This is a genomic window from Comamonas sp. E6 (genome assembly GCF_001010305.1).
Lineage (GTDB): Bacteria > Pseudomonadota > Gammaproteobacteria > Burkholderiales > Burkholderiaceae_C > Comamonas > Comamonas thiooxydans.
On the sequence record NZ_BBXH01000005.1, the window covers coordinates 360,309 to 381,976 of the forward strand.

A 21,668-nucleotide genomic window follows, 5' to 3' on the forward strand; every position below is an offset into this window, starting at 1 on the left:
GTATTCCAGGTATTCGTTCAATGGGTCAAAAGAAGGTGGCGGAGGCAGTGGGGGCGAGCTTTATTTCTCGGTATCCACCAGGCCTTTGACAAACCACTTTTGCATCAGCATCACCACGGCTGTCGGGGGCAGCATGGCCAGAATGGCGGTCGCCATCACAATGTTCCAGTCCACAGCGGCTTCACCACCGGCCAGCATGCGCTTGATGCCGATCACTACGGGGTACATGTCTTCCGAGGTGGTCATCAGCAGCGGCCACAGGTACTGGTTCCAGCCGTAGATGAACTGGATCACGAACAGCGCGGCAATCGAGGTCTTGGACAAGGGCACCAGGATGTCCTTGAAAAAGCGCATGGCGCCGGCGCCGTCGATGCGGGCGGCCTCCACCAGCTCGTCCGGCACGGTCAGGAAGAACTGACGGAACAGGAAGGTGGCGGTTGCCGAAGCAATCAGGGGCAGGGTCAGGCCGGCGTAGCTGTTGAGCATGCCCAGCTCGGCCACGACCTTGTAGGTGGGCAGGATACGCACTTCCACGGGCAGCATCAGCGTCAGGAAAATCGCCCAGAAGCAGACCATCTTGAACGGGAAGCGGAAGTAGACGATGGCAAAGGCCGACAGCAGCGAGATGGCGATCTTGCCCACGGTGATGACCATGGCCACGACAAAGCTCACCCACATCATCTGCACGACATTGGTGTTGGAGCCGAGCTTGCCCGAACCGAGCAGGGCGTCGCGGTAGTTTTCCCACATATGCGAGCCGGGCAGCAGCGGCATGGGGGACTGCACGATGGCGTCCGCCGTATGGGTGGATGCGACCAGCGCCAGATACAGCGGAAAGGCCACGATGGCCACGCCCAGCAGCAGCACGGCGTGGGAGATGAAGGCAAGCCAGGGATTACGATCGACCATGATCAGTACTGCACTTTCTTTTCAACATAGCGGAACTGGATCACAGTCAGCACGACAACAATCAGCATCAGGATCACGGACTGGGCTGCGGAGCCGCCCAGGTCCAGCGCCTTGAAACCGTCCTGGTAGACCTTGTAGACCAGAATCGATGTGGACTGGCCGGGGCCGCCCTGCGTGGCTGCATCAATGATGCCGAAGGTGTCGAAGAAGGCGTAGACGACGTTGATCACCAGCAGGAAGAAGGTGGTGGGCGAGAGCAGCGGCAGCTGGATGTTCCAGAAGCGGCGCCATGGGCCGGCACCGTCGATGGACGCGGCTTCGATCAGTGCCTTGGGAATGGACTGCAGTCCGGCGAGGAAGAACAGGAAGTTGTAGGAAATCTGTTTCCACACCGAGGTGATGACGATCAGGGCCATGGCCTGGTTTTCGTTCATCAGATGGTTCCATTCATAGCCCAGCTTGCCCATGTAATGGGTCACCACACCGATGGAGGGCGAGAACATGAAGACCCACAGCACGCCCGCGATCACGGGAGCCACTGCGTAGGGGATGATCAGCAAGGTCTTGTAGACCATGGCAAAGCGGATGATGCGATCCGCAAAGATGGCCAGAGCCAGCGAAACGGCAATGCCGACGCCGGCCACCAGCACCGAGAACAGTGCTGTGCGCTTGAAGGAATTCAGATAGGTGGGGTCGGCGAACAACTGGCGGAAGTTGTCCAGGCCAACCCATTCGGTACTCATGCCGAACGCGTCTTCCATCTGGAATGACTGGAGCACAGCCTGACCGGCGGGCCAGAAGAAGAAGATGCCGATGATCAGTAGCTGGGGGGTGATCAGCACCCAGGGAAGCCACTTGGATCGGAAAAGAACGCGTTTTTCCATGAGGAGTTACAAATAAAAAAACCGCCGGAGCCTGGGTGCAGTCAACGGGGTATTTGGGGGTGCAGAGCCTTGTTTGAAGGCCCCGCAGGCCTTGGCGGCACCCTTGCGGGTGCCTGGAGGGTTTACTGTTTGTAGGAGCGCTCGAAGCGAGCCAGCAGTTCGTTGCCACGGCTCACGATGGAGTCCAGCGCCTGCTTGCCGGTCTTCTTGCCAGCCCACACCTGTTCGAGTTCTTCGTCCTCGATGGTACGGATCTGCACGTAGTTGCCCAGACGGATGCCGCGCGAGTTGTCGGTCACCTTGCGGATCATCTGCGTCACGGCGGTGTCGGTGCCGGGGTGCTTGGCGTAGAAACCGGACTTTTCGGTCAGGTCATAGGCCGCCATGGTCACGGGCAGGTAGCCGGTGCGCTGGTGCGAAGCGGCCTGTACCTTGGTTTGCGACAGGAACTCGAAGAACTTGGCCACGCCCTTGTACTCTTCGGCCTTCTTGCCAGCCATGACCCATAGCGAAGCGCCGCCGATCACGGTGTTCTGGGGAGCGCCCTTGACATCGGGATAGTAGGGCAAGGGAGCCAGGGCGTAGTTGAACTTGGCGTTCTTGGCCACATCGCCGTAGAAGCCGGACGAAGTCTGGATCATGGCGCATTCACCGGCGGTGAACGAAGCCTGGGAAGTGGAGGCGCGACCCTTGTAGACAAACTCGCCAGCCTTGGCTGCTGCGGCCAGGTTGTCGATGTGCTTGACGTGCAGAGGCGAGTTGATCTTCATGCGCGCCTTGTAGCCGTTGGCGCTCAGACCGTTGTGCTCGGTGGCGAATTCCACGTTGTGCCAGGTGGAGAAGGACTCCAGCTGGGTCCAGCCTTGCCATGCCAGAGTCATGGGGCAGCTGTGGCCGCTTTCCTTGAGCTTCTTGGCGGCAGCAAAGACTTCGGGCCAGGTCTTGGGGGCGACGTCGGGGTTCAGGCCGGCCTTCTTGAAGGCGTCCTTGTTGTAGTAGAAGATGGTTGTCGAGCTGTTGAAGGGGAAGCTCAGCATCTGGCCGTTGGGGGCCGTGTAGTAACCGGCCACGGCGGGAATGTAGGTCTTGGGATCGAAAGCGACGCCGGCGTCCTGCATCACCTTGCCCACGGGCACCGTCGCACCCTTGGAAGCCATCATGGTGGCAGTACCCACTTCAAACACCTGCAGGATGTGAGGGGCGTTGCCCGAGCGGAAGGCTGCAATCGCGGCCGTCATGGATTCGTCGTACACACCCTTGAACGTGGGCACGACCTTGTAATCCTTCTGGCTTTCGTTGAACTGCTTGGCCAGGTCATTGACCCACTCGTTATTCACGGCAGTCATCGAGTGCCACCATTGGATTTCGGTGACGGCTTGTGCCGAGAAAGTAGTAGCGGCGACGGCGGCGGCCATGGCCAGTTGCTTGAATTGCATGAAGGCTCCTCTAACGATCGTTGACGAAATATGCGGTGATGCACACTAAGTCATCCGTATGACATATGGATGTCATTGTTTGCATGGGCAACGCGCCGCACCATGGGCAGAACCCGCAGTCACAAGCCTTTGTATGACGATCAGGTGACATCTGATGGTGCGCGAAGCTGCGCCATTCTAGGTCAACGGCATTTCGTTTGTTGTTGGTAGTCTTTCGTATTGAGTTGTTTTTGATTCGGAAATGTATGATTTTTGTCTAAATAGCCTATGAAAGATTCATCTACCCTTTGGCTGCGTGCAGCGGTGAACGGGTTCGCAGCGCCTTTGTGCATCGTCATGCAGCGGATCGCCTGCGAAATGCCGATGGGGCTTGCTGCTTTGGCGATAGCAGGGCTGGCCACTCAGAACCCATAGCAAAGCATGGCTGAGCCTCCGTCGCTTAAAATCGTCATCCCACTGGCTTAGGGGCGCCACACAGAGGGCGCCCGACACGGTCTACCCCCATGAATGTACCGATTGCGTTGGCTGCCGCCCTCCAGGCCCAGGCTGCCGAACCCGCACGACTGCGCGAGATTCCCTATAACTACACATCGTTCTCTGACCGTGAGATTGTGATTCGTCTGTTGGGCTCATCCATGTGGGATGTGCTCAATCAGCTGCGTCAGGAACGCCGTACCGGCCGATCCGCCCGCATGCTCTACGAAGTGCTGGGGGATATCTGGGTTGTGCAGCGCAATCCCTATCTTCAGGACGACCTGATCCACAACCCTGACCGCCGCAAGTCGCTGGTCGAGGCGCTGGAGCATCGCCTGGCCGAGATCGACAAGCGCCGCGAGCCCAACGAGGATGCGCTGCGCGATCAGCTGGTGGGTCAGCTGGTGGAAGCGGCCCACCGCGCCGTGCATGAATTCAACGCCACTTTTGTCGAGGCCGAGCAGCTGCGCCGCCGCGCGCAGAAGACGCTGCGTCGCTATACCGCCAAGGACAACATCAAGTTCGACGGTCTGTCGCGCGTGGCCCATGTGACCGATGCGACCGACTGGCGCGTCGAATACCCGTTTGTCGTGCTGACGCCCGATACCGAAGCCGAGATGGCCGGTCTGGTCAAGGGCTGCATCGAACTCGGTCTGACCATCATTCCGCGCGGAGGCGGTACTGGATACACGGGTGGCGCCATACCTTTGACCTGGCGCTCGGTGGTCATCAACACCGAGAAGCTGGAAGCGCTGACCGAAGTCGAGATGCGCATGATTCCCGGCGTGGATCACGAAGTGCCCACCATCTACTCCGAAGCCGGTGTGGTGACCCAGCGTGTGGCCGATGCGGCCGAGCGCGGCGGCTTTGTGTTCGCCGTGGACCCGACCTCCATCGAGGCCTCCTGCATAGGCGGCAATATCGCCATGAACGCGGGCGGCAAAAAGGCCGTGCTCTGGGGTACTGCCCTGGACAATCTGGTGTCCTGGCGCATGGTCACGCCCGATGCGCAATGGCTGGAGGTCACACGCCTGGATCACAACCTCGGCAAGATCCATGATGCCGAGATGGCCTGTTTCGAGCTGAAGTACTTCGAGGCGGACGGCAAGACCTATGTGCGCACCGAGCGCCTGGACATCCCCGGTCACACCTTCCGCAAGGAAGGCCTGGGCAAGGATGTGACCGACAAATTCCTCTCGGGTCTGCCCGGCATCCAGAAGGAGGGCACGGACGGCCTGATCACCAGCGCGCGCTGGGTGGTGCACCGCATGCCGGCGCATACGCGTACCGTTTGCATGGAATTCTTCGGCAATGCCAAGGATGCCGTGCCCTCCATCGTCGAGATCAAGGACTATATGTTCGCCGAGCAAAAGCGCTCGGGCGTGCTGCTGGCCGGCCTTGAACATCTGGACGACCGCTACCTCAAGGCCGTGGGCTACGCGACCAAGAGCAAGAAGGGCAACGGCCGTCTGCCCAAGATGGTGCTGCTGGGCGATATCGCCGGTGACGATGCCGACGAAGTGGCCCGCGTGGCTGCCGAGGTGGTGCGCATCGCCAATTCACGCAACGGCGAGGGCTTTACCGCCGTCAGCGCCGAGGCGCGCAAGAAGTTCTGGCTGGACCGCAAGCGCACGGCAGCGATCTCGCGCCATACCAACGCCTTCAAGATCAACGAAGACGTGGTGATTCCGCTGCCGCGCATGGCCGAGTACACCGATGGCATCGAGCGCATCAATATCGAGCTGTCGCTGCGCAACAAGCTCAAGCTCTGCGACGAGCTGAGCGGCTTCTTCAAGCACTCCGATCTGCCCCTGGGCAAGAGCGACGATGCCGGCGACATCCCCAGTGCCGAACTGCTGGAAGACCGCGTGCAGCAGGCCCTGGCGCTGGTGGCCGAGGTGCGCGAGCTCTGGCAGGGCTGGCTGGACGGCGTGGCCACGCTGTTCCCCGAGCTGCAGGATCACCGCCTGCGTGCGAGCTGGAAGACCCAGCTCAAGGAGCCGCTGTCCAAGATTTTCGCGGGCGCTGCCTTCCAGCCGCTGCGCGAGTCCGTCAACGAGATTCACCAGACCGTGCTCAAGGGGCGTGTCTGGGTGGCCCTGCACATGCATGCCGGCGACGGCAATGTGCACACCAACATCCCCGTCAACTCCGACGACTATGAAATGCTGCAGACCGCGCACGAAGCCGTGGCCCGCATCATGGAACTGGCGCGCAGTCTGGACGGCGTGATCTCGGGCGAGCACGGCATCGGCATCACCAAGCTGGAATTCCTCTCGGATGCCGAGCTGGCACCGTTTGCCGATTACAAGAAGCGTGTGGACCCCGAAGGCCGCTTCAACAAGGGCAAGCTGATCCGCAACGAAGAGTGGGATGCCCTGGCGCACCAGAGTCATGACGGTCGCTCGCCGCGCGAGTCGCTGATGTTTGCCGATCTGACCAATGCCTACACGCCCAGTTTCGGCCTGATGGGTTATGAATCCATCATCATGCAGCAGTCGGACATCGGCGCCATCGCCAACTCCGTCAAGGACTGCCTGCGCTGCGGCAAGTGCAAGCCCGTGTGCGCCACCCATGTGCCGCGCGCCAATCTGCTGTACTCGCCGCGCAACAAGATTCTGGCCACCTCGCTGCTGGTGGAGGCCTTCCTCTACGAAGAGCAGACACGCCGTGGCGTCTCCATCAAGCACTGGCAGGAATTCGAAGACGTGGCCGACCACTGCACGGTCTGCCACAAGTGCTTCAATCCCTGCCCGGTCAAGATCGACTTCGGCGACGTGACCATGAATATGCGCAATCTGCTGCGCAAGATGGACAAGAAGAGCTTCCGTCCCGGCAACAAGCTGGCCATGGCCATGCTCAATGCCACCAACCCCGACACCATCAAGTTCATGCGCACGGCCATGGTGGGTGTGGGCTTCAAGGCCCAGCGCCTGGCGGCCGACGTGCTGGGGGCTGTCGCCAAGAAGCAGACCGCACATCCGCCCGCATCCGTGGGCACGGCTCCCATCAAGGAGCAGGTGATTCACTTCATCAACAAGAAGCTGCCCGGTGGTCTGCCGACCAAGACGGCGCGCGCCTTGCTGGATATCGAAGACAAGGATTACGTGCCCATCATCCGCGACCCGCAGGCCACCAAGTCGGACACCGAGGCGGTGTTCTACTTCCCCGGCTGCGGCTCGGAGCGCCTGTTCAGTCAGGTGGGTCTGGCCACGCAGGCCATGCTCTGGCATGCCGGCGTGCAGACCGTGCTGCCGCCCGGTTATCTGTGCTGCGGCTATCCCCAGCGCGGTTCGGGCCAGTTCGACAAGGCCGAGAAGATGATCACGGACAACCGTGTGCTCTTCCACCGTGTGGCGACCACGCTCAACTATCTGGACATCAAGACCGTGGTGGTGAGCTGCGGTACCTGCTATGACCAGTTGCAGGGCTACCAGTTCGACAAGATCTTCCCCGGCTGCCGCATCATCGACATCCACGAATATCTGCTCGAAAAGGGCATCACGCTGCAGAACAAGGGTGCTTACCTGTACCACGACCCCTGCCATACGCCCATGAAGCAGCAGGACCCGATGAAGACCGTCAAGGCCTTGATGGGTGACAACGTGCTCAAGAGCGAGCGCTGCTGCGGCGAATCCGGCACGCTGGGGGTGACGCGTCCCGATATCTCCACGCAGATCCGTTTCCGCAAGACCGAGGAGATCCGCAAGGGCGAGGCCGCGCTGCGCGACAACGGTCAGTTGGGTGCCCAGGACAACGTCAAGATCCTGACCAGCTGCCCCAGCTGCCTGCAGGGCCTGAGCCGCTACGGCAACGATCTGAACAACGGTCTGCTCGAAGCAGACTACATCGTGGTCGAGATGGCGCGCGATATTCTGGGCGAGAACTGGATGGCCGAGTATGTCAATCGCGCCAACCAGGGCGGTATCGAGCGTGTGCTGGTGTGATGCCCCCTGAGTCGCTCCGCGCCTTCCCCAAGGGAGGCCGGGGCGGTCCTGCCTCGGTGTCTCTGGCCTGCGCTGGGGTCACATCGCAGTGATGTGGGTAAGAAGCATTGCAATGGAGATTTCAGATGCTGGTTGAAAATTGTCCTCTGTGTGCAACCGATGGCGGCGCATTGATCTGGAGCGGTGAGAAGCTGCGCGTGATCCGCGCAGCGGAAGCTGGCTTTCCGGCCTTCTATCGCGTGGTCTGGAATGAGCATGCGGCCGAGTTCTCGGATCTGAGCGCGGCGGATCGCATTGTCTGCATGGATGCCGTGGCCCTGGTGGAGCGCGTGCTGCGCGAGCAACTGGCTCCAACCAAGATCAACCTGGCGGCTCTCGGTAATATGGTGGCGCATCTGCACTGGCATGTGATTGCGCGCTATGACTGGGACAGCCACTTTCCCGCTTCCGTCTGGGCTGCGGCCCAGCGCGAGCGCAATGAAGAGCGCGAAGCTGAGATCGCACGCCAGCTGCCTCAGGTGGATGAAGTGCTGCAAAAGGCGTTGGCCCTCTGGGCCGCGTGATGTTTTTCATCTCCGTCGGGAGATTCAAAGGGCAGCTTGAGGCTGCCCTTTTATGCATTGATTAGGAGAGAACCATGGCAGGACTGCAAGCCAATACTCCCACCCCCCAGTCATTGACCGTGCATGGCGCATCGCGCGTGCTGGAGGTTTCTTATTCGGACGGCAAGACTTTCCGCATCCCGTTCGAGTTGCTACGCGTGTACTCGCCCTCGGCCGAAGTGCAAGGCCATGGCCCGGGCCAGGAAGTGCTGCAGACCGGCAAGCGCGATGTGGGCATCAACACCATAGAGCCGGTCGGCAACTACGCCATCAAGCCCTTCTTCAGCGATGGGCATGAAAGCGGTCTGTACACCTGGGAATACCTCTACCAGCTGGGCAGCCAGCAGGATGCTCTGTGGCAGCAATATCTGCAGCGCCTTGAAGAGGCCGGGGTGGAGCGCGACACGCCCATGCCCGAGAAGGGCGCCGGCGGTCATGGCTGCAGCGTGCATTGAGCTTTGACTCCCAGGGGCTTGCATGTCGGCTCAAAAGCCGGCAGCAACGTCCCGTACACGCCACATAGCCCATGCATACGGTACAGGGTTATTGAGGCTGGTGCTATATTTCCAATAGCTGGCAGCGCATGTGAAATAAGCGCTCAAGGCGAATTCCTTCCAAAAACCATAGTGCTTCAAAGCCTGTAGCCATACGGGGTTGTCGCTGTACGCGCAAGCACTGCCTGCTTAGCATTCTTTGTTATGAGCTCCACACACTTCGGATTCCAGACTGTTGATGAAAGCGAGAAGGCATCGCGCGTACGCGGTGTGTTCGACTCCGTGGCTTCCAAGTACGACGTCATGAACGACGTGATGTCGGGCGGTCTGCACCGCGCCTGGAAGGCTTACACGCTGATGGTGGCCAACCTCAAGGAAGGCGACAAGGCGCTGGATATCGCGGGCGGCACAGGAGATCTGTCCCTGGCTTTTTCCAAGAAGGTGGGCGCCAGCGGTCAGGTGGTGCACACCGACATCAATGAAGCCATGTTGCGCGTGGGGCGTGACCGTTTGACCGACAAGGGCGTGATCCTGCCCACGCTGGTCTGCGATGCTGAAAAGCTGCCCTTCCCCGACAACTATTTCGATCTGGTCAGCGTGGCCTTCGGTCTGCGCAATATGACGCACAAGGATGCAGCGCTCAAGGAAATGAACCGCGTGCTGCGTCCCGGCGGCAAGCTGCTGGTGCTGGAGTTTTCCAAGGTGGCCAAACCGCTGGAGAAAGTCTATGACTGGTACTCGTTCAAGATTTTGCCGACCATGGGCAAGATGATTGCCGGCGATGCCGAAAGCTATCGCTATCTGGCTGAGTCCATCCGCATGCACCCAGGCCAGAAGGAGCTCAAGGCCCTGATGCAGCAATGCGGCTTTGGCCATGTGGACTATCACAACATGACAGGAGGCGTCTGTGCCTTGCATGTGGGAATCAAATGTTAAGTGCGCCCTGTGCGCAGATTTGTAGCGACTTTCTATAAGAAGGGAGATGAGATGAAGAAACTTTGGTCAATCGCCTTGGTGGCAATGCTGGTGTTGGCACATGGTCAGGCCGATGCAAAACGCATGGGCGGTGGCTCATCGTTCGGCAAGCAGTCGGGCAACGTCACTCAACGCGAAGCGTCTCGTGCTCCCGCTCAGAATACCCAGCAGGCTCCGCAGCAGAGTGCGGCGCAGCAAAACCGTGCTGCTCCGCCTGCAGCGGCTCCGGCCGCTGCACCCAAGAAGCCATGGGGCGCCATGCTGGGCGGCCTGGCCGCAGGCCTGGGCCTGGCCTGGCTGGCCAACTCGCTGGGCATGGGCGAAGCCTTTGCCAATATGCTGATGTTCGGTCTGCTGGCCATGGTGATCATGGTGGTGGTCGGCATGATCATGCGCCGTCGCAAGGCAGCGCCTGCCGTGCAGAGCACCAGCAGTCCATTCGCCTTTCAGGGCGCAGGCAATCTGGGCGGTGATGTGAATGCACCTCAGGCACGCCAGTACAACCCCGAAAAAGTGGGCAATGACGCGTCGGCTCGTCCTTGGGAACAGAACCATATTCCCGAAGCCGCAGCTGCAGCTGGCGGCTCCATGATCGGCTCTGCCCTGTCGGGTTCGCAGAACTGGGGCGTGCCTGCAGACTTCGATGCCGAAGGTTTTCTCACGGCAGCCAAGCGCAACTTCGTGACGCTGCAGTCGGCCTGGGACAGATCCGACATCACCACTCTGCGCTCCATGATGACCGACGAGATGCTCGCGGAAATCCGCAGCCAGCTGTCCGAGCGCGAGAGCCAGCGTGCCGGTGAACCCAACCACACCGACGTGCTGATGATCGATGCGCAACTGCTGGGCATCGAAGATCTGGGCAATGGCTATATGGCCAGCGTCGAGTTCTCCGGCATGATCCGCGAAGAGGCATCGGCAGGCCCCAGCCCCTTCCGTGAAGTCTGGAACATGACCAAGCCCAAGAGTGGCACCAGCGGCTGGCTGGTGGCAGGCGTGCAGGCGCTGCAATAAGCGCCGCCCCGCAGCGATGGTGCCGTCCCCCTTGGGGGGAAGGCGCAAAGCGCCACAGGGGGGAATCAATTTCATGAATAATCGGGGACTATGGCAACACAGTCCCCTTTTTCTTTTCTGGGCGGTCTCGTCGAACGCGTGATGGCCGGTCCCCAAGCTCCCGAATGGCTGGTGAGTGAAATGCACCAGCGGCTGGTGCTTTTCCTCAATCATGTGCTGATGCAGGAAAAAGAGGCCATGGACCGCCTCGTGCGCCAGAAGGGACGTATTGCGCGCGTGCAATGGCGCCAGTATTCGGTCGCCTTGCTGGTCACTCCTGCTGGCCTGTTCGACGTGGCTCCTGCGGAGGCCGCACCCGATCTGATGCTGGAAGTCACCGAGACCTCTCCTCTGTCGCTGGCCCAGACGGCCTTGCGTGGCGACAAGCCCAGCATTCGCATCGAAGGCGATGTGCAGTTTGCCGCCGAGATCAATTGGCTGGTGGATAACGTCAAGTGGGATGTGGAGGAGGATCTGGCTCGCCTGATTGGCGATGTGCCGGCCCACACCATTGGCAAGGTGGCACGCACGGCCGCACAGGGGCTGCGTCAGTTCGTCGGCGCACGCATGGGCAGCAAGTCTGCCTCTGCTGCCGATGTCGCCAATCCTGCCGGCACGGCACCCGTGGCAGCCATGCCCGGGGCCGATTACACACAGCCATGAGCCGCTTTCTGCGGGGCTGGGCCATCCTCTGGGTGGTGTTTCGTTATGGACTCGATGAGCTGGTGCTCTCCGGGATTCCTCATCCGCGTCTGCGCAGCCTGCGCGGCGTGCTGACCTTTGGCCGCAAGCTGGACAAGCCACGTGGCGTGCGCCTGCGCGAAGCGCTGGAAGAGCTGGGACCCATCTTCGTGAAGTTCGGTCAGGTGCTGTCTACGCGCAGCGACCTGATGCCGCCCGATGTGGCCGAGGAACTGGCCAAGCTGCAGGACCGCGTGCCGCCGTTCGATTCCCAGATCGCGGTGGACACCATCGAGCGTTCCTTTCGCAAGCCGCTGGAGCAGATCTTCATCAGCTTCGAGCGTGAGCCCGTGGCCAGCGCGTCCATCGCCCAGGTGCACTTTGCCAGGGTTCGCGACAAGTCCGGCGTCGAGCACGATGTCGCCGTCAAGGTGCTGCGCCCGGGCATGAAGTCCGTGATCGACAAGGATCTGGCGCTGATGCACATGATGGCGAGCTGGCTGGAAAAGCTCTCCCATGATGGCAAGCGCCTCAAGCCAAAGGAAGTGGTTGCCGAGTTCGACAACTATCTGCATGACGAGCTGGACCTGATCCGCGAAGCCTCCAATGCCGCGCAACTGCGTCGCAATATGGAAGGGCTGGATCTGGTGCTGATCCCCGAGATCCACTGGGATTACTGCCACACCGACGTGATGGTGATGGAGCGCATGAAGGGCGTGCCCATCAGCCAGGTCGAGCGCCTGCGCGAAGCCGGCGTGGACATCCCCAAGCTGGCGCGCGATGGCGTGACCATCTTCTTTACCCAGGTGTTCCGCGACGGCTTCTTTCATGCCGACATGCACCCGGGCAACATCATGGTCAGCCTGGAGCCCGATACCTTCGGGCGCTATATCTCGCTGGACTTCGGCATAGTCGGTACGCTGACCGAGTTCGACAAGGAATATCTGGCGCAGAACTTCCTGGCCTTTTTCCGCCGCGACTACAAGCGTGTTGCCGCCTTGCATGTGGAAAGCGGCTGGGTGCCGGCCACGACGCGCGTCGAGGAGCTGGAGGCGGCCATCCGCGCCGTCTGCGAGCCTTATTTCGACCGGCCTCTGGCTGAAATCTCGCTGGGCATGGTGCTGATGCGCCTGTTCCAGACCTCGCGCCGTTTCCAGGTCGAGATTCAGCCCCAACTGGTGCTGCTGCAAAAGACGCTGCTCAATATCGAAGGCCTGGGCCGTCAGCTCGACCCCAACCTTGACCTCTGGAGCACGGCCAAGCCATTCCTCGAGAAATGGATGCTGGACCAGATGGGGCCGCAGCGCCTATGGCATGAGCTGCAGGCGCAGGCGCCGCGTTACGCCAAGATCCTGCCCGACATTCCGCGTGTGCTGCACCAGTATCTGTCCAGGCATGGCGCTGGCAATGACAGCGAAGCCCTGCTCAAGGAGCTGCTGCAGCAGCAGAAAACGACAAACCGTTTGCTGCAGGCCATCCTTTGCGGCGGCATCGGTTTCGTCATCGGTCTGGTGGTGCTGCAGGTTCTGCTGCGCATCCGCTTCTGAGCTTTCCCTTTCTTTAGAGTTCGAGGAGTGCCAGCGTGCTGCTCTCATTGGTGATCGTCTACCTGTTAGTGACCATCGGCATCGGCCTGTGGGCCGCCAGACGCGTGAAGAACACGGCGGACTTCGCCATTGCCGGCCGTCATCTGCCGCTCTACATGATCATCACCACCACATTCGCGACCTGGTTCGGGTCCGAGCTGGTGCTGGGCGTGCCGGCCAAGTTCATCGAAGGCGGTCTGCATGCGCTGGTGGAGGATCCGTTTGGCGCGGGCATGTGCCTGATCCTGGTGGGCGTCTTTTTTGCGGCCAAGCTCTACCGCATGAATCTGCTGACCATCAGCGACTACTACCGCTCGCGCTATGGCCGAGCTATCGAGGTGGTCTGCTCGCTGATCATCATGCTCAGCTATCTGGGCTGGGTCTCGGCCCAGGTCACGGCGCTGGGCCTGGTGTTCAACCTGCTCTCGGGCGGTGTCGTCAGCATTCCCATGGGCATGACGATAGGCGTGCTCTCGGTGCTGGTCTACACCCTGTTCGGTGGCATGTGGTCCGTGGCCGTGACGGATTTCGTGCAGATGATCATCCTGGTCGCCGGCCTGCTGATACTGGCCTTTTTTGCCGGTGACATGGCGGGCGGCGCGGGCAAGGTGGTCGATCTGGCCACCAGCCGCGATCTCTTCAAGTTTCTGCCCGAGCCCTCGCTGCATGAAATCGTTTTCTTCATCGGTGCTGCCGTGACCATGATGCTGGGCTCGATTCCGCAGCAGGACATCTTCCAGCGCGTGATGTCGGCAGACACCGAGAAGTCGGCCGTGCGCGGCACCATCATCGGCGGTGCCTGCTATGTGATCTTTGCCTTCGTACCCATGTTCCTGGTGGCCAGTGCGCTCATCATCATGCCCGCCGAAGCCACGGCCCTGCTGGCCGATGATCCGCAGAAGGTGCTGCCCACCCTGGTGATGGACAAGATGCCGTTTGCCATGCAGGTGCTGTTCTTCGGCGCGCTGCTCTCGGCCATCAAGTCCTGCGCGTCGGCCACCTTGCTGGCTCCCAGCGTGACCTTTACCGAGAACATCTGGCGCCAGTTCCGTCCCTACACCACGGACAAGGAAAACCTCAGGACCATGCGCATCAGCGTGCTGGTGTTTGCGGCCTGCGTGCTGGCCTATTCGATAGCCATGGAGGGCACGCCCATCTATGAGCTGGTCGCCAGCGCCTATCAGGTGCCGCTGGTGGGGGCCTTCGTGCCGCTGGTGTTCGGCCTGTACTGGAAGCGAGCCACCACCCAGGGTGCCATCAGTGCCGTGGCGCTGGGCATAGGTGTGTGGCTGGTCTTCATGGTCACGCCCGCGCTCAACCAGGCTTTTCCACAGCAGCTGGCTGGTCTTTTGGCTGCGGTTGCCGGCATGCTTGCAGGCTCGCTGCTGCCCCAGTGGATCAGCAACCATCACCGTGAAATCGAGTCCTTGGCCGAGATCAAGGCTTGAGAGAGCAAACCGGCTGCACCGGGGCTTGCTTGCGCAGCGCAGCAAAACCAGGGGCGGCGCCTATAATTGAGGGTTTTTGCACTTTCTCCGTTTTTAGCGCTATGCCTATCTATGCATACAAGTGTGGCTCCTGCGGTCACGCCAAGGATGTGCTGCAGAAAATCTCGGACGCGCCGCTGACCGTGTGCCCAGCTTGCGGGGCCGAGGCGTTTTCCAAGCAGCTCACCGCTCCGGGCTTTCAGCTCAAGGGTTCTGGCTGGTATGCCACGGACTTCAAGAACAGCGGCAGCAAGCCGGCTGCAAGCACCTCTTCATCCAGTGACAGTGCCGCTGCACCTGCAGCAGCTGCCCCTGCCCCTGCGCCCGCCAATTCCTGAGGCTTACCCACACTATGTCTGCATTGCGCAAGTGGCTGATTGCCGGTTTGCTGGTCATCGTTCCCCTGGTGATCACGCTGGGCGTGCTCAACTGGATCATCGGAACGCTTGATCAGACGCTGGCCATTCTTCCCGAGGCCTGGCAGCCCGACAGATTGCTGGGCATGCATATTCCGGGCTTTGGCGTTATTCTGACCTTGCTGATTCTGCTGCTCGTGGGCGGCATTGCCAGCAATTTCATCGGCCGCAAACTGGTGGGCTGGGGTGATGCGCTGGTGCGTCGCATTCCCGTGGTGCGCTCCATCTATTCCAGCGTCAAGCAGGTCTCGGACACCGTGTTCTCCGACAGCGGCAACGCTTTTCGCACGGCAGTGCTGGTGCAGTGGCCGCGCGAGGGCGTATGGACCGTGGCTTTCGTCACAGGCCAGCCCAGCGGTGAAGTGGCGGCTTTGCTGCGCGATGAATATGTGAGCGTCTTCGTGCCCACCACACCCAACCCCACCGGGGGTTACTTCGTGCTGGTGCGCAAGAGCGAGTGCATCGAGCTGGAGATGAGTGTGGATGCGGCGCTCAAATACATTGTTTCGATGGGCGTGGTGGCTCCGCCAGACCTCGCTCTGATCGAAGAATCCAAACAAACAACCTTGTCGCACCCCTAAGGTGCAGGAAGAATTTTCATGGCAATGCGTTCTCAATACTGCGGTCTGGTGACCGAAGCCCAAATGGGCGAAACCGTGACCCTGTGCGGCTGGGTGAATCGCCGCCGTGACCATGGTGGCGTGATCTTCATCGACCTGCGCGACCGTGAAGGCTATGTGCAGGTGGTCTGCGACCCCGACCGCGCCGAGATGTTCAAGGTGGCCGAAGACGTGCGCAACGAGTTCTGCGTGCAGGTCAAGGGTGTGGTGCGTGCGCGTCCCGCCGGCACTACCAACGACAAGCTCAAGAGCGGTCAGATCGAAGTGCTGTGCCATGAGCTGAACGTGCTCAACGCTTCCGTCACGCCTCCTTTCCAACTGGACGATGACAATCTGTCGGAAACCGTGCGCCTCACGAATCGCGTGATGGATCTGCGTCGTCCCGTGATGCAGCGCAATATGATGCTGCGTTACAAGACCGCCATCCAGGTGCGCAACTTCCTCGACAAGGAAGGCTTCATCGACATCGAGACCCCCATGCTGGGCAAGTCCACGCCTGAGGGCGCCCGTGACTACCTGGTGCCCTCGCGTGTGCATGACGGCGAATTCTTCGCGCTGCCCCAGTCGCCCCAGCTGTACAAGCAGATGCTGATGGTCTCGGGCTTCGACCGCTACTACCAGATCACCAAGTGCTTCCGCGACGAAGACCTGCGCGCTGATCGCCAGCCCGAATTCACGCAGATCGACTGCGAAACCTCTTTCCTGAACGAAGAGGAAATCCGCGCCATCTTCCAGCGCATGATCAAGGAAGTGTTCCAGACCCAGCTGAACGTGGATCTGGGCGAGTTCCCCATCATGACCTACCAGGACGCGGCCTTCCGCTTCGGTTCGGACAAGCCCGACCTGCGCGTCAAGCTGGAGTTCACCGAGCTGACCGACATCATGGGCGATGTGGACTTCAAGGTCTTCTCCACCCCCGCCACCACCAAGGGCGGCCGTGTCGTGGCCCTGCGCGTGCCCGGCGGCGCTGCCATCTCGCGTGGCGAGATCGACGGCTACACCGAGTTCGTCAAGATCTACGGTGCCAAGGGCCTGGCCTGGATCAAGGTCAACGAAGTGGCCAAGGGCCGTGAAGGCCTGCAGTCGCCCATCGTCAAGAACCTGCACGATGCTGCGCTGGCCGAAATCGTCAAGCGCACCGGTGCACAGGATGGCGACCTCATCTTCTTCGGCGCCGACAAGGAAAAAATCGTCAACGACTCCATCGGCGCCCTGCGTCTGAAGGTCGGCCACAGCGAATTCGGCAAGAAGAGCGGCCTGTTCGAAGACAAGTGGGCGCCTCTGTGGGTGGTGGACTTCCCCATGTTCGAACATGACGAGGACAGCGGCCGCTGGGTGGCCGTGCACCACCCCTTCACCTCGCCCAAGGATGGTCACGAAGACCTGATGGACACCGATCCAGGCAAGTGCATTGCCAAGGCCTACGACATGGTTCTGAACGGCTGGGAGCTGGGCGGCGGCTCGGTGCGTATCCACCGTGCCGACGTGCAGGCCAAGGTGTTCGAAGCCCTGAACATCACGCCCGAGCAGCAACGTGCCAAGTTCGGCTATCTGCTGGACGCGCTGCAGTACGGTGCGCCTCCCCACGGCGGTCTGGCCTTCGGCCTGGATCGTCTGATCACGCTGATGACCGGCTCCGACTCCATCCGCGACGTGATTGCCTTCCCCAAGACACAGCGCGCCCAGGATCTGCTGACCCAGGCTCCCTCGCCCGTGGACGAGAAGCAGCTGCGCGAGCTGCACATCAAGCTGCGCAACCCCATGGTGGTCACCACCGAGGCTTGATTGCCAAGCTCCCCGTGAACAGCGCCGGTCGCTGTTCACCGCCGGGCGCCAGTTCGCGAAAGCGGCTGGCGCTTTTTTGTTGCTTTGAAATCGGGAGCTGCTTGCGCCTGTCAATCTTGAAATTCAGATGGTTATCAGTCTGAATTCAATGAATGGAAAGCGGTTGAAGCTATGAATATTGATGGCTATCAAGCAGCAGGGCGACTCAGCCTGCTGTCATGCTGGCCGCGCTAATATGCTGCGATGGAAGCCAGGCCCTACAAGATTCCGCAGTCCGTGCTGGTCGTGATCTACCGTGAAGACGGGCAGGTGTTGCTGCTGCGTCGAAGCATTGCCGCGCCCGAGGGAGAGCCTTTCTGGCAATCCGTCACGGGCAGCAAGGACAGCCTGGACGAGGACTGGCATGAAACCGCCGTGCGCGAGGTGCTCGAGGAAACCGGCATCGATGCGCTGGCGCCGGAGTGTTGCCTGACCGATTGGGAACTCGAGAACGTCTACGCCATCTATCCGCAATGGCTGCATCGTTACGCGCCGGGCGTCAGCCATAACCAGGAGCGTGTCTTCGGCCTTCGTGTGCCACTTCACATGAGCGTGCACTTGAATCCCCGGGAGCACACCGCACATGATTGGCATGATTGGCGTGAGGCAGCCCAGCGCTGCTTTTCTTCTTCCAACGCAGAAGCTATTTTGCTGTTGCCGCGCTTCGAGCCGGCGCTGGTCGAGCGCCGCTGCAGGCAACAGCCTTGAAACCCACAGTGCCTATGTCTGAAGTTCAGTTGTTTACGCCGCCAGAGCCGCAGATCCTGCGCGTGGCCACCTACAACATTCACAAGGGTGTGCAGGGCCTGGGCCCTGCCAGGAGGCTGGAGATTCACAATCTGGGACTCGCGGTGGAGCAGCTCGATGCGGACATCGTCTGCCTTCAGGAGGTTCGCAAGATGAACCGCAAGGAGGAGCAGTATTTCGACCGCTGGCCCAATGTGCCTCAGGCCGAGTATCTGGCTCCCGAAGGCTACGAGTCCGTCTATCTGACCAATGCCTATACCCGGGACGGCGAGCACGGCAATGCGCTGCTCAGCCGCTGGCCGGTGATCGGCTACCAGCACGAGGACATCTCGGACCATCGCTTCGAGCAGCGCGGCCTGCTGCATGTGGAGCTGGACATCCACGGCAAGCGCGTGCACTCCATCGTCGTGCACCTGGGTCTGATTCCGGGCAGCCGCATTCGCCAGATTGCACTGCTGCAGCGTTTCATCGAGCGAGAGGTGCCGCCCAATGCGCCGCTGGTGGTGGCGGGCGACTTCAATGACTGGGGCAACCAGATCAAGCGCATGCTGGCGGGTTTCGGCCTGTTCGAGTACGAGGAAACGCAGGGCATTCTGACCTATCCTTCGCGGCTGCCGATTGCGCAGCTCGACCATATCTATGTGCGCGGCCTGACCCCGCTGGGGCTGCAGGTGCCCAAGGGGCGCATCTGGTGGCGCATGTCGGATCATCTGCCGCTGATCGCAGAGTTCAAGCTGTAGCGGCCCTGAGCCCGGCCCCGCGCCCGCTGCTCGGGCGGGCGCGACAGCCTCGCCGCGTGGCGGCGCTTGCTCGCTGTCTCTGGTCGGGTGCATGCTTATTTTGAGATTGCTCCTGAAACCATAGCTTCCAATGCCTTGTAAACATGCATATGGACGGCAAATCCTTTGTGGCTTCGGGAAGTTGATTCACTGGTACCATTCTTGGATGTTCAGAGATCTCGCCGACATGAAAAAAGACAACTCAGCCGAAGGAACACCCGTTTCGGTCAAGATCCGCGAGCGGCTGCAGGCAGCTAAAAAACGTTTCCACGCCAACGACAACATTGCCGAATTCATTGAGCCCGGCGAGCTGGAGAAGCTGCTGGACGAGGTGCAGGAGAAGATGCAGGGCGTGCTCGACTCCATGGTCATCGACACCGTGCACGACCACAACACGCGCGCCACGGCCCGCCGTGTGGCCAAGATGTATGTGAATGAGGTGTTCCGCGGCCGTTATGTGCATCAGCCGGCCATCACCGAATTCCCCAACGCCGAACACTTGAACGAGCTGATGATCGTCGGCCCGATCACCGTGCGCAGCGCCTGCAGCCACCACCTGTGCCCCGTGATCGGCAAGATCTGGATCGGCGTGCTGCCCAACAAGAACACCAATGTGATCGGTCTGTCCAAGTACGCGCGTCTGGTGGACTGGATCATGGGTCGCCCGCAGATTCAGGAAGAGGCCATCATCCAGCTGGCCGACCTGATCATGGACAAGACCCGACCCGACGGGCTGGCCGTGGTCATGGAAGCCTCGCATTTCTGCATGTCCTGGCGCGGCGTGCGCGAGATGGATTCCAAGATGTTGAATTCCGTCATGCGCGGCGCTTTCCTCACCAACTCCGAACTGCGCCGCGAATTCCTGTCGCTCATAGCAGCTAGAAAATAAATGCCCCCTGTGGCGCTTTGCGCCTTCCCCCGAGGGGGGAGGACACCTTCGCCGCGAGGCGGCTCTTGCTCGGTGTCTCTGGCCTGGGGCACGCTAGTTTGTGGGTTGTGTTCTGTGTTGAAAACTGATCTTTGGAAGGGCTGCGCATCGCGCGGCCTTTTGCATTTCCGGCTCTCATGTCCCTGCAAGCGTTCACTCTCATCATTCTGGCCGGCCTGATCCATTCGGGCTGGAATATCGTGGCCAAGAAGGCGGGCGGAGATGCCCGTTTTTCGCTCTACACCGCCATTTGCAATGCCGTCATCTGGCTGCCGCTGGGCTGGTGGCTGGGCAAGGATGTGGTGCCGGGCTGGGGCTGGATGGAGTGGGCCTTCGTCACCGCCAGCGCCGTGCTGCATGTGGCTTATTTCGTGGTGCTGCTGCGCGGCTACCGCGTGGCCGATCTCACCGTGGTCTATCCGCTGGCGCGCGGTAGCGGGCCACTGATCTCATCGCTGGTGGCGGTGATGTTTTTAGGGGAACAGATTTCAACGCTGGGGGCTGCCGGCATTGCGGGCGTGGTGCTGGGCGTGTTCCTGATCGCGGGCGGTCCGCGCATGATCGTGGCCATTCGCGACGGACAGGACCTGGAGGCGCGTCAGCGTGTGCTGGCGGGCCTCTACTACGGCCTGCTGACGGGCTTGTTCATTGCCAGCTACACCGTGGTGGACAGCTATGCCGTCAAGATGCTGCTGATGTCGCCGATTCTGGTGGACTATATGGGCAACCTGATCCGCCTGGTGATTCTGGCACCGCTGGCCGCCCGGGACTGGCCCGAGACCAAGCGCCTGTGGCGACTGCAATGGCGCTATGCAGCCGTGGTGGCTTTCTTCAGCCCCATTGCCTATGTGCTGGTGCTCTATGCCGTGCAAAGCGCGCCAATCTCTCACGTCGCACCGGCGCGCGAGGTGTCCATGTTGTTCGCAGCCCTGATCGGCGGCAGGTTGCTGGGCGAGGGCGACCGGGCCTTGCGCATTGCCGGGGCCGTGATGATTGCCCTGGGCGTGACGGCACTGGGGCTGGGTTGAAGTGAGTCGTTTGTCGAAAAGGCCTGTAGCCCTTGTCGATGAATCGCAAATAGCTATTTTTTTTGAAGAGAGCTGAAAATGCCGACCTGGGAAGTCCTGATCACATTCTTTGGCGTGGCCTTGCTGCTGGGCCTGAGCCCAGGCCCCGACAACCTGTTTGTGCTGGTGCAATCGGCACAGCGCGGCTGGCGCGTGGGGCTGTGCGTGGTGCTGGGCCTGTGTCTGGGCATTGTCGGACATACGGCCGCCGTGGCGCTGGGGCTGGCGGCCGTGGTGGCCACATCGCCCATGCTGTTCACGGCGCTCAAGCTCTGCGGCGCCGCCTATCTGGCCTATCTGGCCTGGGGCGCATGGCATGCGCCGGTCAGCGTCGAAGAAAGTGCCAAGGCGCAGGAGCAGCGCGATGTGCTGACTCTGCGCTCCGCCATGGGCTGGGTGGGCAGAGGCGTGGTCATGAACCTGACCAACCCCAAGGTGCTGATCTTCTTTCTGGCCTTTTTGCCTCAGTTTGCCGACCCCGCTCGCGGCAGCGTGCCAGTGCAGGTCATGGTGCTGGGCAGCGTCTTCATGGCAGCAGCTTGGCTGGTCTTTGGCTCTATCGCCTGTTTCTCGGGGCTCTTTGGCCAGATCCTGCAGCGCTCCGTGCGCGCCCAGCGCTGGCTGAACCGCATCGCTGCGACCGTTTTCGGTGCGCTCGCACTTCGTCTTGTGATGGTGCAACGCTAGAGGCAAACACTCTTAAAACTGGCGCGACTCAAAAGGCCAGGACAGCGAGGAAGGGCCTGTGCCGGCTGCAAC

The 21,668-nt window shown here is 61.0% G+C and carries 20 protein-coding genes; 16 read left to right on the plus strand and 4 right to left on the minus strand.

Annotated features, from left to right (window positions below; genetic code table 11):
- Positions 1-60: 60 nt before the first annotated feature.
- The 4 genes from ugpE to CSE6_RS02705 all read right to left on the minus strand — a co-directional run bounded on the left by ugpE (position 61) and on the right by CSE6_RS02705 (position 3,630).
- Entirely contained in the window at positions 61-909 is an 849-nt protein-coding gene (ugpE, locus tag CSE6_RS02690; RefSeq protein WP_034357561.1) for a sn-glycerol-3-phosphate ABC transporter permease UgpE, read from the minus strand.
- A 2-nt stretch (positions 910-911) separates the two neighbouring features.
- A complete protein-coding gene (ugpA, locus tag CSE6_RS02695) occupies positions 912-1,793 on the minus strand; it encodes a sn-glycerol-3-phosphate ABC transporter permease UgpA (RefSeq protein WP_034357563.1) in 882 nt (293 codons plus the stop codon).
- 122 nt (positions 1,794-1,915) lie between these two features.
- Positions 1,916-3,229 carry a sn-glycerol-3-phosphate ABC transporter substrate-binding protein UgpB gene (gene ugpB / locus CSE6_RS02700; RefSeq protein WP_034357566.1) on the minus strand — a complete coding sequence of 438 codons (1,314 nt, stop codon included), beginning with the start codon at positions 3,227-3,229 and terminating at the stop codon, positions 1,916-1,918.
- A 182-nt stretch (positions 3,230-3,411) separates the two neighbouring features.
- A complete protein-coding gene (locus CSE6_RS02705) occupies positions 3,412-3,630 on the minus strand; it encodes a hypothetical protein (protein WP_131324692.1) in 219 nt (72 codons plus the stop codon).
- Positions 3,631-3,732: 102 nt separating this feature from the next.
- On the opposite strand from CSE6_RS02705, the gene CSE6_RS02710 reads away from it, so the two are divergent.
- From CSE6_RS02710 to CSE6_RS02785, 16 genes are all read left to right on the plus strand, one after another.
- Entirely contained in the window at positions 3,733-7,650 is a 3,918-nt protein-coding gene (locus CSE6_RS02710; protein ID WP_059439825.1) for an FAD/FMN-binding oxidoreductase, read from the plus strand.
- A 125-nt stretch (positions 7,651-7,775) separates the two neighbouring features.
- On the plus strand, positions 7,776-8,213 hold the full coding sequence (locus tag CSE6_RS02715; RefSeq protein WP_034389225.1) for an HIT family protein: 438 nt from the start codon (positions 7,776-7,778) through the stop codon (positions 8,211-8,213).
- Positions 8,214-8,287: 74 nt separating this feature from the next.
- Positions 8,288-8,707, plus strand: coding sequence for a gamma-butyrobetaine hydroxylase-like domain-containing protein (locus tag CSE6_RS02720; protein WP_059439826.1), 420 nt, complete (start codon positions 8,288-8,290; stop codon positions 8,705-8,707).
- A 243-nt stretch (positions 8,708-8,950) separates the two neighbouring features.
- On the plus strand, positions 8,951-9,682 hold the full coding sequence (gene ubiE / locus CSE6_RS02725) for a bifunctional demethylmenaquinone methyltransferase/2-methoxy-6-polyprenyl-1,4-benzoquinol methylase UbiE (RefSeq protein WP_003065997.1): 732 nt from the start codon (positions 8,951-8,953) through the stop codon (positions 9,680-9,682).
- A gap of 51 nt (positions 9,683-9,733) precedes the next feature.
- A complete protein-coding gene (locus CSE6_RS02730; protein WP_059439827.1) occupies positions 9,734-10,735 on the plus strand; it encodes a Tim44 domain-containing protein in 1,002 nt (333 codons plus the stop codon).
- 90 nt (positions 10,736-10,825) lie between these two features.
- Positions 10,826-11,437: a hypothetical protein gene (locus CSE6_RS02735; protein WP_003065999.1), complete on the plus strand. Its 612-nt coding sequence runs from the start codon at positions 10,826-10,828 to the stop codon at positions 11,435-11,437.
- The gene (ubiB, locus tag CSE6_RS02740; RefSeq protein ID WP_034357575.1) at positions 11,434-13,002 is read left to right on the plus strand and encodes a ubiquinone biosynthesis regulatory protein kinase UbiB; all 1,569 of its coding nucleotides are present in this window, start codon (positions 11,434-11,436) and stop codon (positions 13,000-13,002) included. The genes CSE6_RS02735 and ubiB overlap by 4 nt, the downstream gene beginning before the upstream one ends.
- A gap of 35 nt (positions 13,003-13,037) precedes the next feature.
- The gene (locus CSE6_RS02745; protein ID WP_034357577.1) at positions 13,038-14,489 is read left to right on the plus strand and encodes a sodium:solute symporter family protein; all 1,452 of its coding nucleotides are present in this window, start codon (positions 13,038-13,040) and stop codon (positions 14,487-14,489) included.
- A gap of 101 nt (positions 14,490-14,590) precedes the next feature.
- Complete coding sequence (locus tag CSE6_RS02750; protein WP_012837126.1) at positions 14,591-14,866, plus strand: FmdB family zinc ribbon protein; 276 nt, start codon at positions 14,591-14,593, stop codon at positions 14,864-14,866.
- A gap of 14 nt (positions 14,867-14,880) precedes the next feature.
- Positions 14,881-15,525 carry a DUF502 domain-containing protein gene (locus tag CSE6_RS02755; protein ID WP_003058473.1) on the plus strand — a complete coding sequence of 215 codons (645 nt, stop codon included), beginning with the start codon at positions 14,881-14,883 and terminating at the stop codon, positions 15,523-15,525.
- Positions 15,526-15,543: 18 nt separating this feature from the next.
- Positions 15,544-17,349, plus strand: a complete 1,806-nt coding sequence (aspS, locus tag CSE6_RS02760; RefSeq protein WP_059439828.1) for an aspartate--tRNA ligase — start codon at positions 15,544-15,546, stop codon at positions 17,347-17,349.
- 243 nt (positions 17,350-17,592) lie between these two features.
- Positions 17,593-18,096 carry a dihydroneopterin triphosphate diphosphatase gene (gene nudB, locus CSE6_RS02765; RefSeq protein WP_045838426.1) on the plus strand — a complete coding sequence of 168 codons (504 nt, stop codon included), beginning with the start codon at positions 17,593-17,595 and terminating at the stop codon, positions 18,094-18,096.
- Positions 18,097-18,110: 14 nt separating this feature from the next.
- Complete coding sequence (locus CSE6_RS02770) at positions 18,111-18,875, plus strand: endonuclease/exonuclease/phosphatase family protein (RefSeq protein WP_003066010.1); 765 nt, start codon at positions 18,111-18,113, stop codon at positions 18,873-18,875.
- A 205-nt stretch (positions 18,876-19,080) separates the two neighbouring features.
- On the plus strand, positions 19,081-19,803 hold the full coding sequence (gene folE, locus CSE6_RS02775; RefSeq protein WP_003073932.1) for a GTP cyclohydrolase I: 723 nt from the start codon (positions 19,081-19,083) through the stop codon (positions 19,801-19,803).
- A 176-nt stretch (positions 19,804-19,979) separates the two neighbouring features.
- A complete protein-coding gene (locus tag CSE6_RS02780) occupies positions 19,980-20,870 on the plus strand; it encodes a DMT family transporter (protein WP_003066016.1) in 891 nt (296 codons plus the stop codon).
- A gap of 78 nt (positions 20,871-20,948) precedes the next feature.
- The gene (locus tag CSE6_RS02785) at positions 20,949-21,596 is read left to right on the plus strand and encodes a LysE family translocator (protein ID WP_059439829.1); all 648 of its coding nucleotides are present in this window, start codon (positions 20,949-20,951) and stop codon (positions 21,594-21,596) included.
- Positions 21,597-21,668 lie beyond the last annotated feature (72 nt).

What these genes read in the sequence shown, in the direction of transcription:
- CSE6_RS02785 (WP_059439829.1), top strand. Translation starts at nt 20,949, where the DNA reads ATGCCGACCTGGGAAGTCCTGATCACATTCTTTGGCGTGGCCTTGCTG.
- CSE6_RS02750 (WP_012837126.1), top strand. Translation starts at nt 14,591, where the DNA reads ATGCCTATCTATGCATACAAGTGTGGCTCCTGCGGTCACGCCAAGGAT.
- CSE6_RS02715 (WP_034389225.1), top strand. Translation starts at nt 7,776, where the DNA reads ATGCTGGTTGAAAATTGTCCTCTGTGTGCAACCGATGGCGGCGCATTG.
- folE (WP_003073932.1), top strand. Translation starts at nt 19,081, where the DNA reads ATGTTCAGAGATCTCGCCGACATGAAAAAAGACAACTCAGCCGAAGGA.
- ugpE (WP_034357561.1), bottom strand. Translation starts at nt 909, where the DNA reads ATGGTCGATCGTAATCCCTGGCTTGCCTTCATCTCCCACGCCGTGCTG.
- CSE6_RS02755 (WP_003058473.1), top strand. Translation starts at nt 14,881, where the DNA reads ATGTCTGCATTGCGCAAGTGGCTGATTGCCGGTTTGCTGGTCATCGTT.
- ubiE (WP_003065997.1), top strand. Translation starts at nt 8,951, where the DNA reads ATGAGCTCCACACACTTCGGATTCCAGACTGTTGATGAAAGCGAGAAG.
- CSE6_RS02730 (WP_059439827.1), top strand. Translation starts at nt 9,734, where the DNA reads ATGAAGAAACTTTGGTCAATCGCCTTGGTGGCAATGCTGGTGTTGGCA.
- ubiB (WP_034357575.1), top strand. Translation starts at nt 11,434, where the DNA reads ATGAGCCGCTTTCTGCGGGGCTGGGCCATCCTCTGGGTGGTGTTTCGT.
- CSE6_RS02780 (WP_003066016.1), top strand. Translation starts at nt 19,980, where the DNA reads ATGTCCCTGCAAGCGTTCACTCTCATCATTCTGGCCGGCCTGATCCAT.
- nudB (WP_045838426.1), top strand. Translation starts at nt 17,593, where the DNA reads ATGGAAGCCAGGCCCTACAAGATTCCGCAGTCCGTGCTGGTCGTGATC.
- ugpB (WP_034357566.1), bottom strand. Translation starts at nt 3,229, where the DNA reads ATGCAATTCAAGCAACTGGCCATGGCCGCCGCCGTCGCCGCTACTACT.
- CSE6_RS02720 (WP_059439826.1), top strand. Translation starts at nt 8,288, where the DNA reads ATGGCAGGACTGCAAGCCAATACTCCCACCCCCCAGTCATTGACCGTG.
- aspS (WP_059439828.1), top strand. Translation starts at nt 15,544, where the DNA reads ATGGCAATGCGTTCTCAATACTGCGGTCTGGTGACCGAAGCCCAAATG.
- CSE6_RS02735 (WP_003065999.1), top strand. Translation starts at nt 10,826, where the DNA reads ATGGCAACACAGTCCCCTTTTTCTTTTCTGGGCGGTCTCGTCGAACGC.
- CSE6_RS02770 (WP_003066010.1), top strand. Translation starts at nt 18,111, where the DNA reads ATGTCTGAAGTTCAGTTGTTTACGCCGCCAGAGCCGCAGATCCTGCGC.
- CSE6_RS02710 (WP_059439825.1), top strand. Translation starts at nt 3,733, where the DNA reads ATGAATGTACCGATTGCGTTGGCTGCCGCCCTCCAGGCCCAGGCTGCC.
- ugpA (WP_034357563.1), bottom strand. Translation starts at nt 1,793, where the DNA reads ATGGAAAAACGCGTTCTTTTCCGATCCAAGTGGCTTCCCTGGGTGCTG.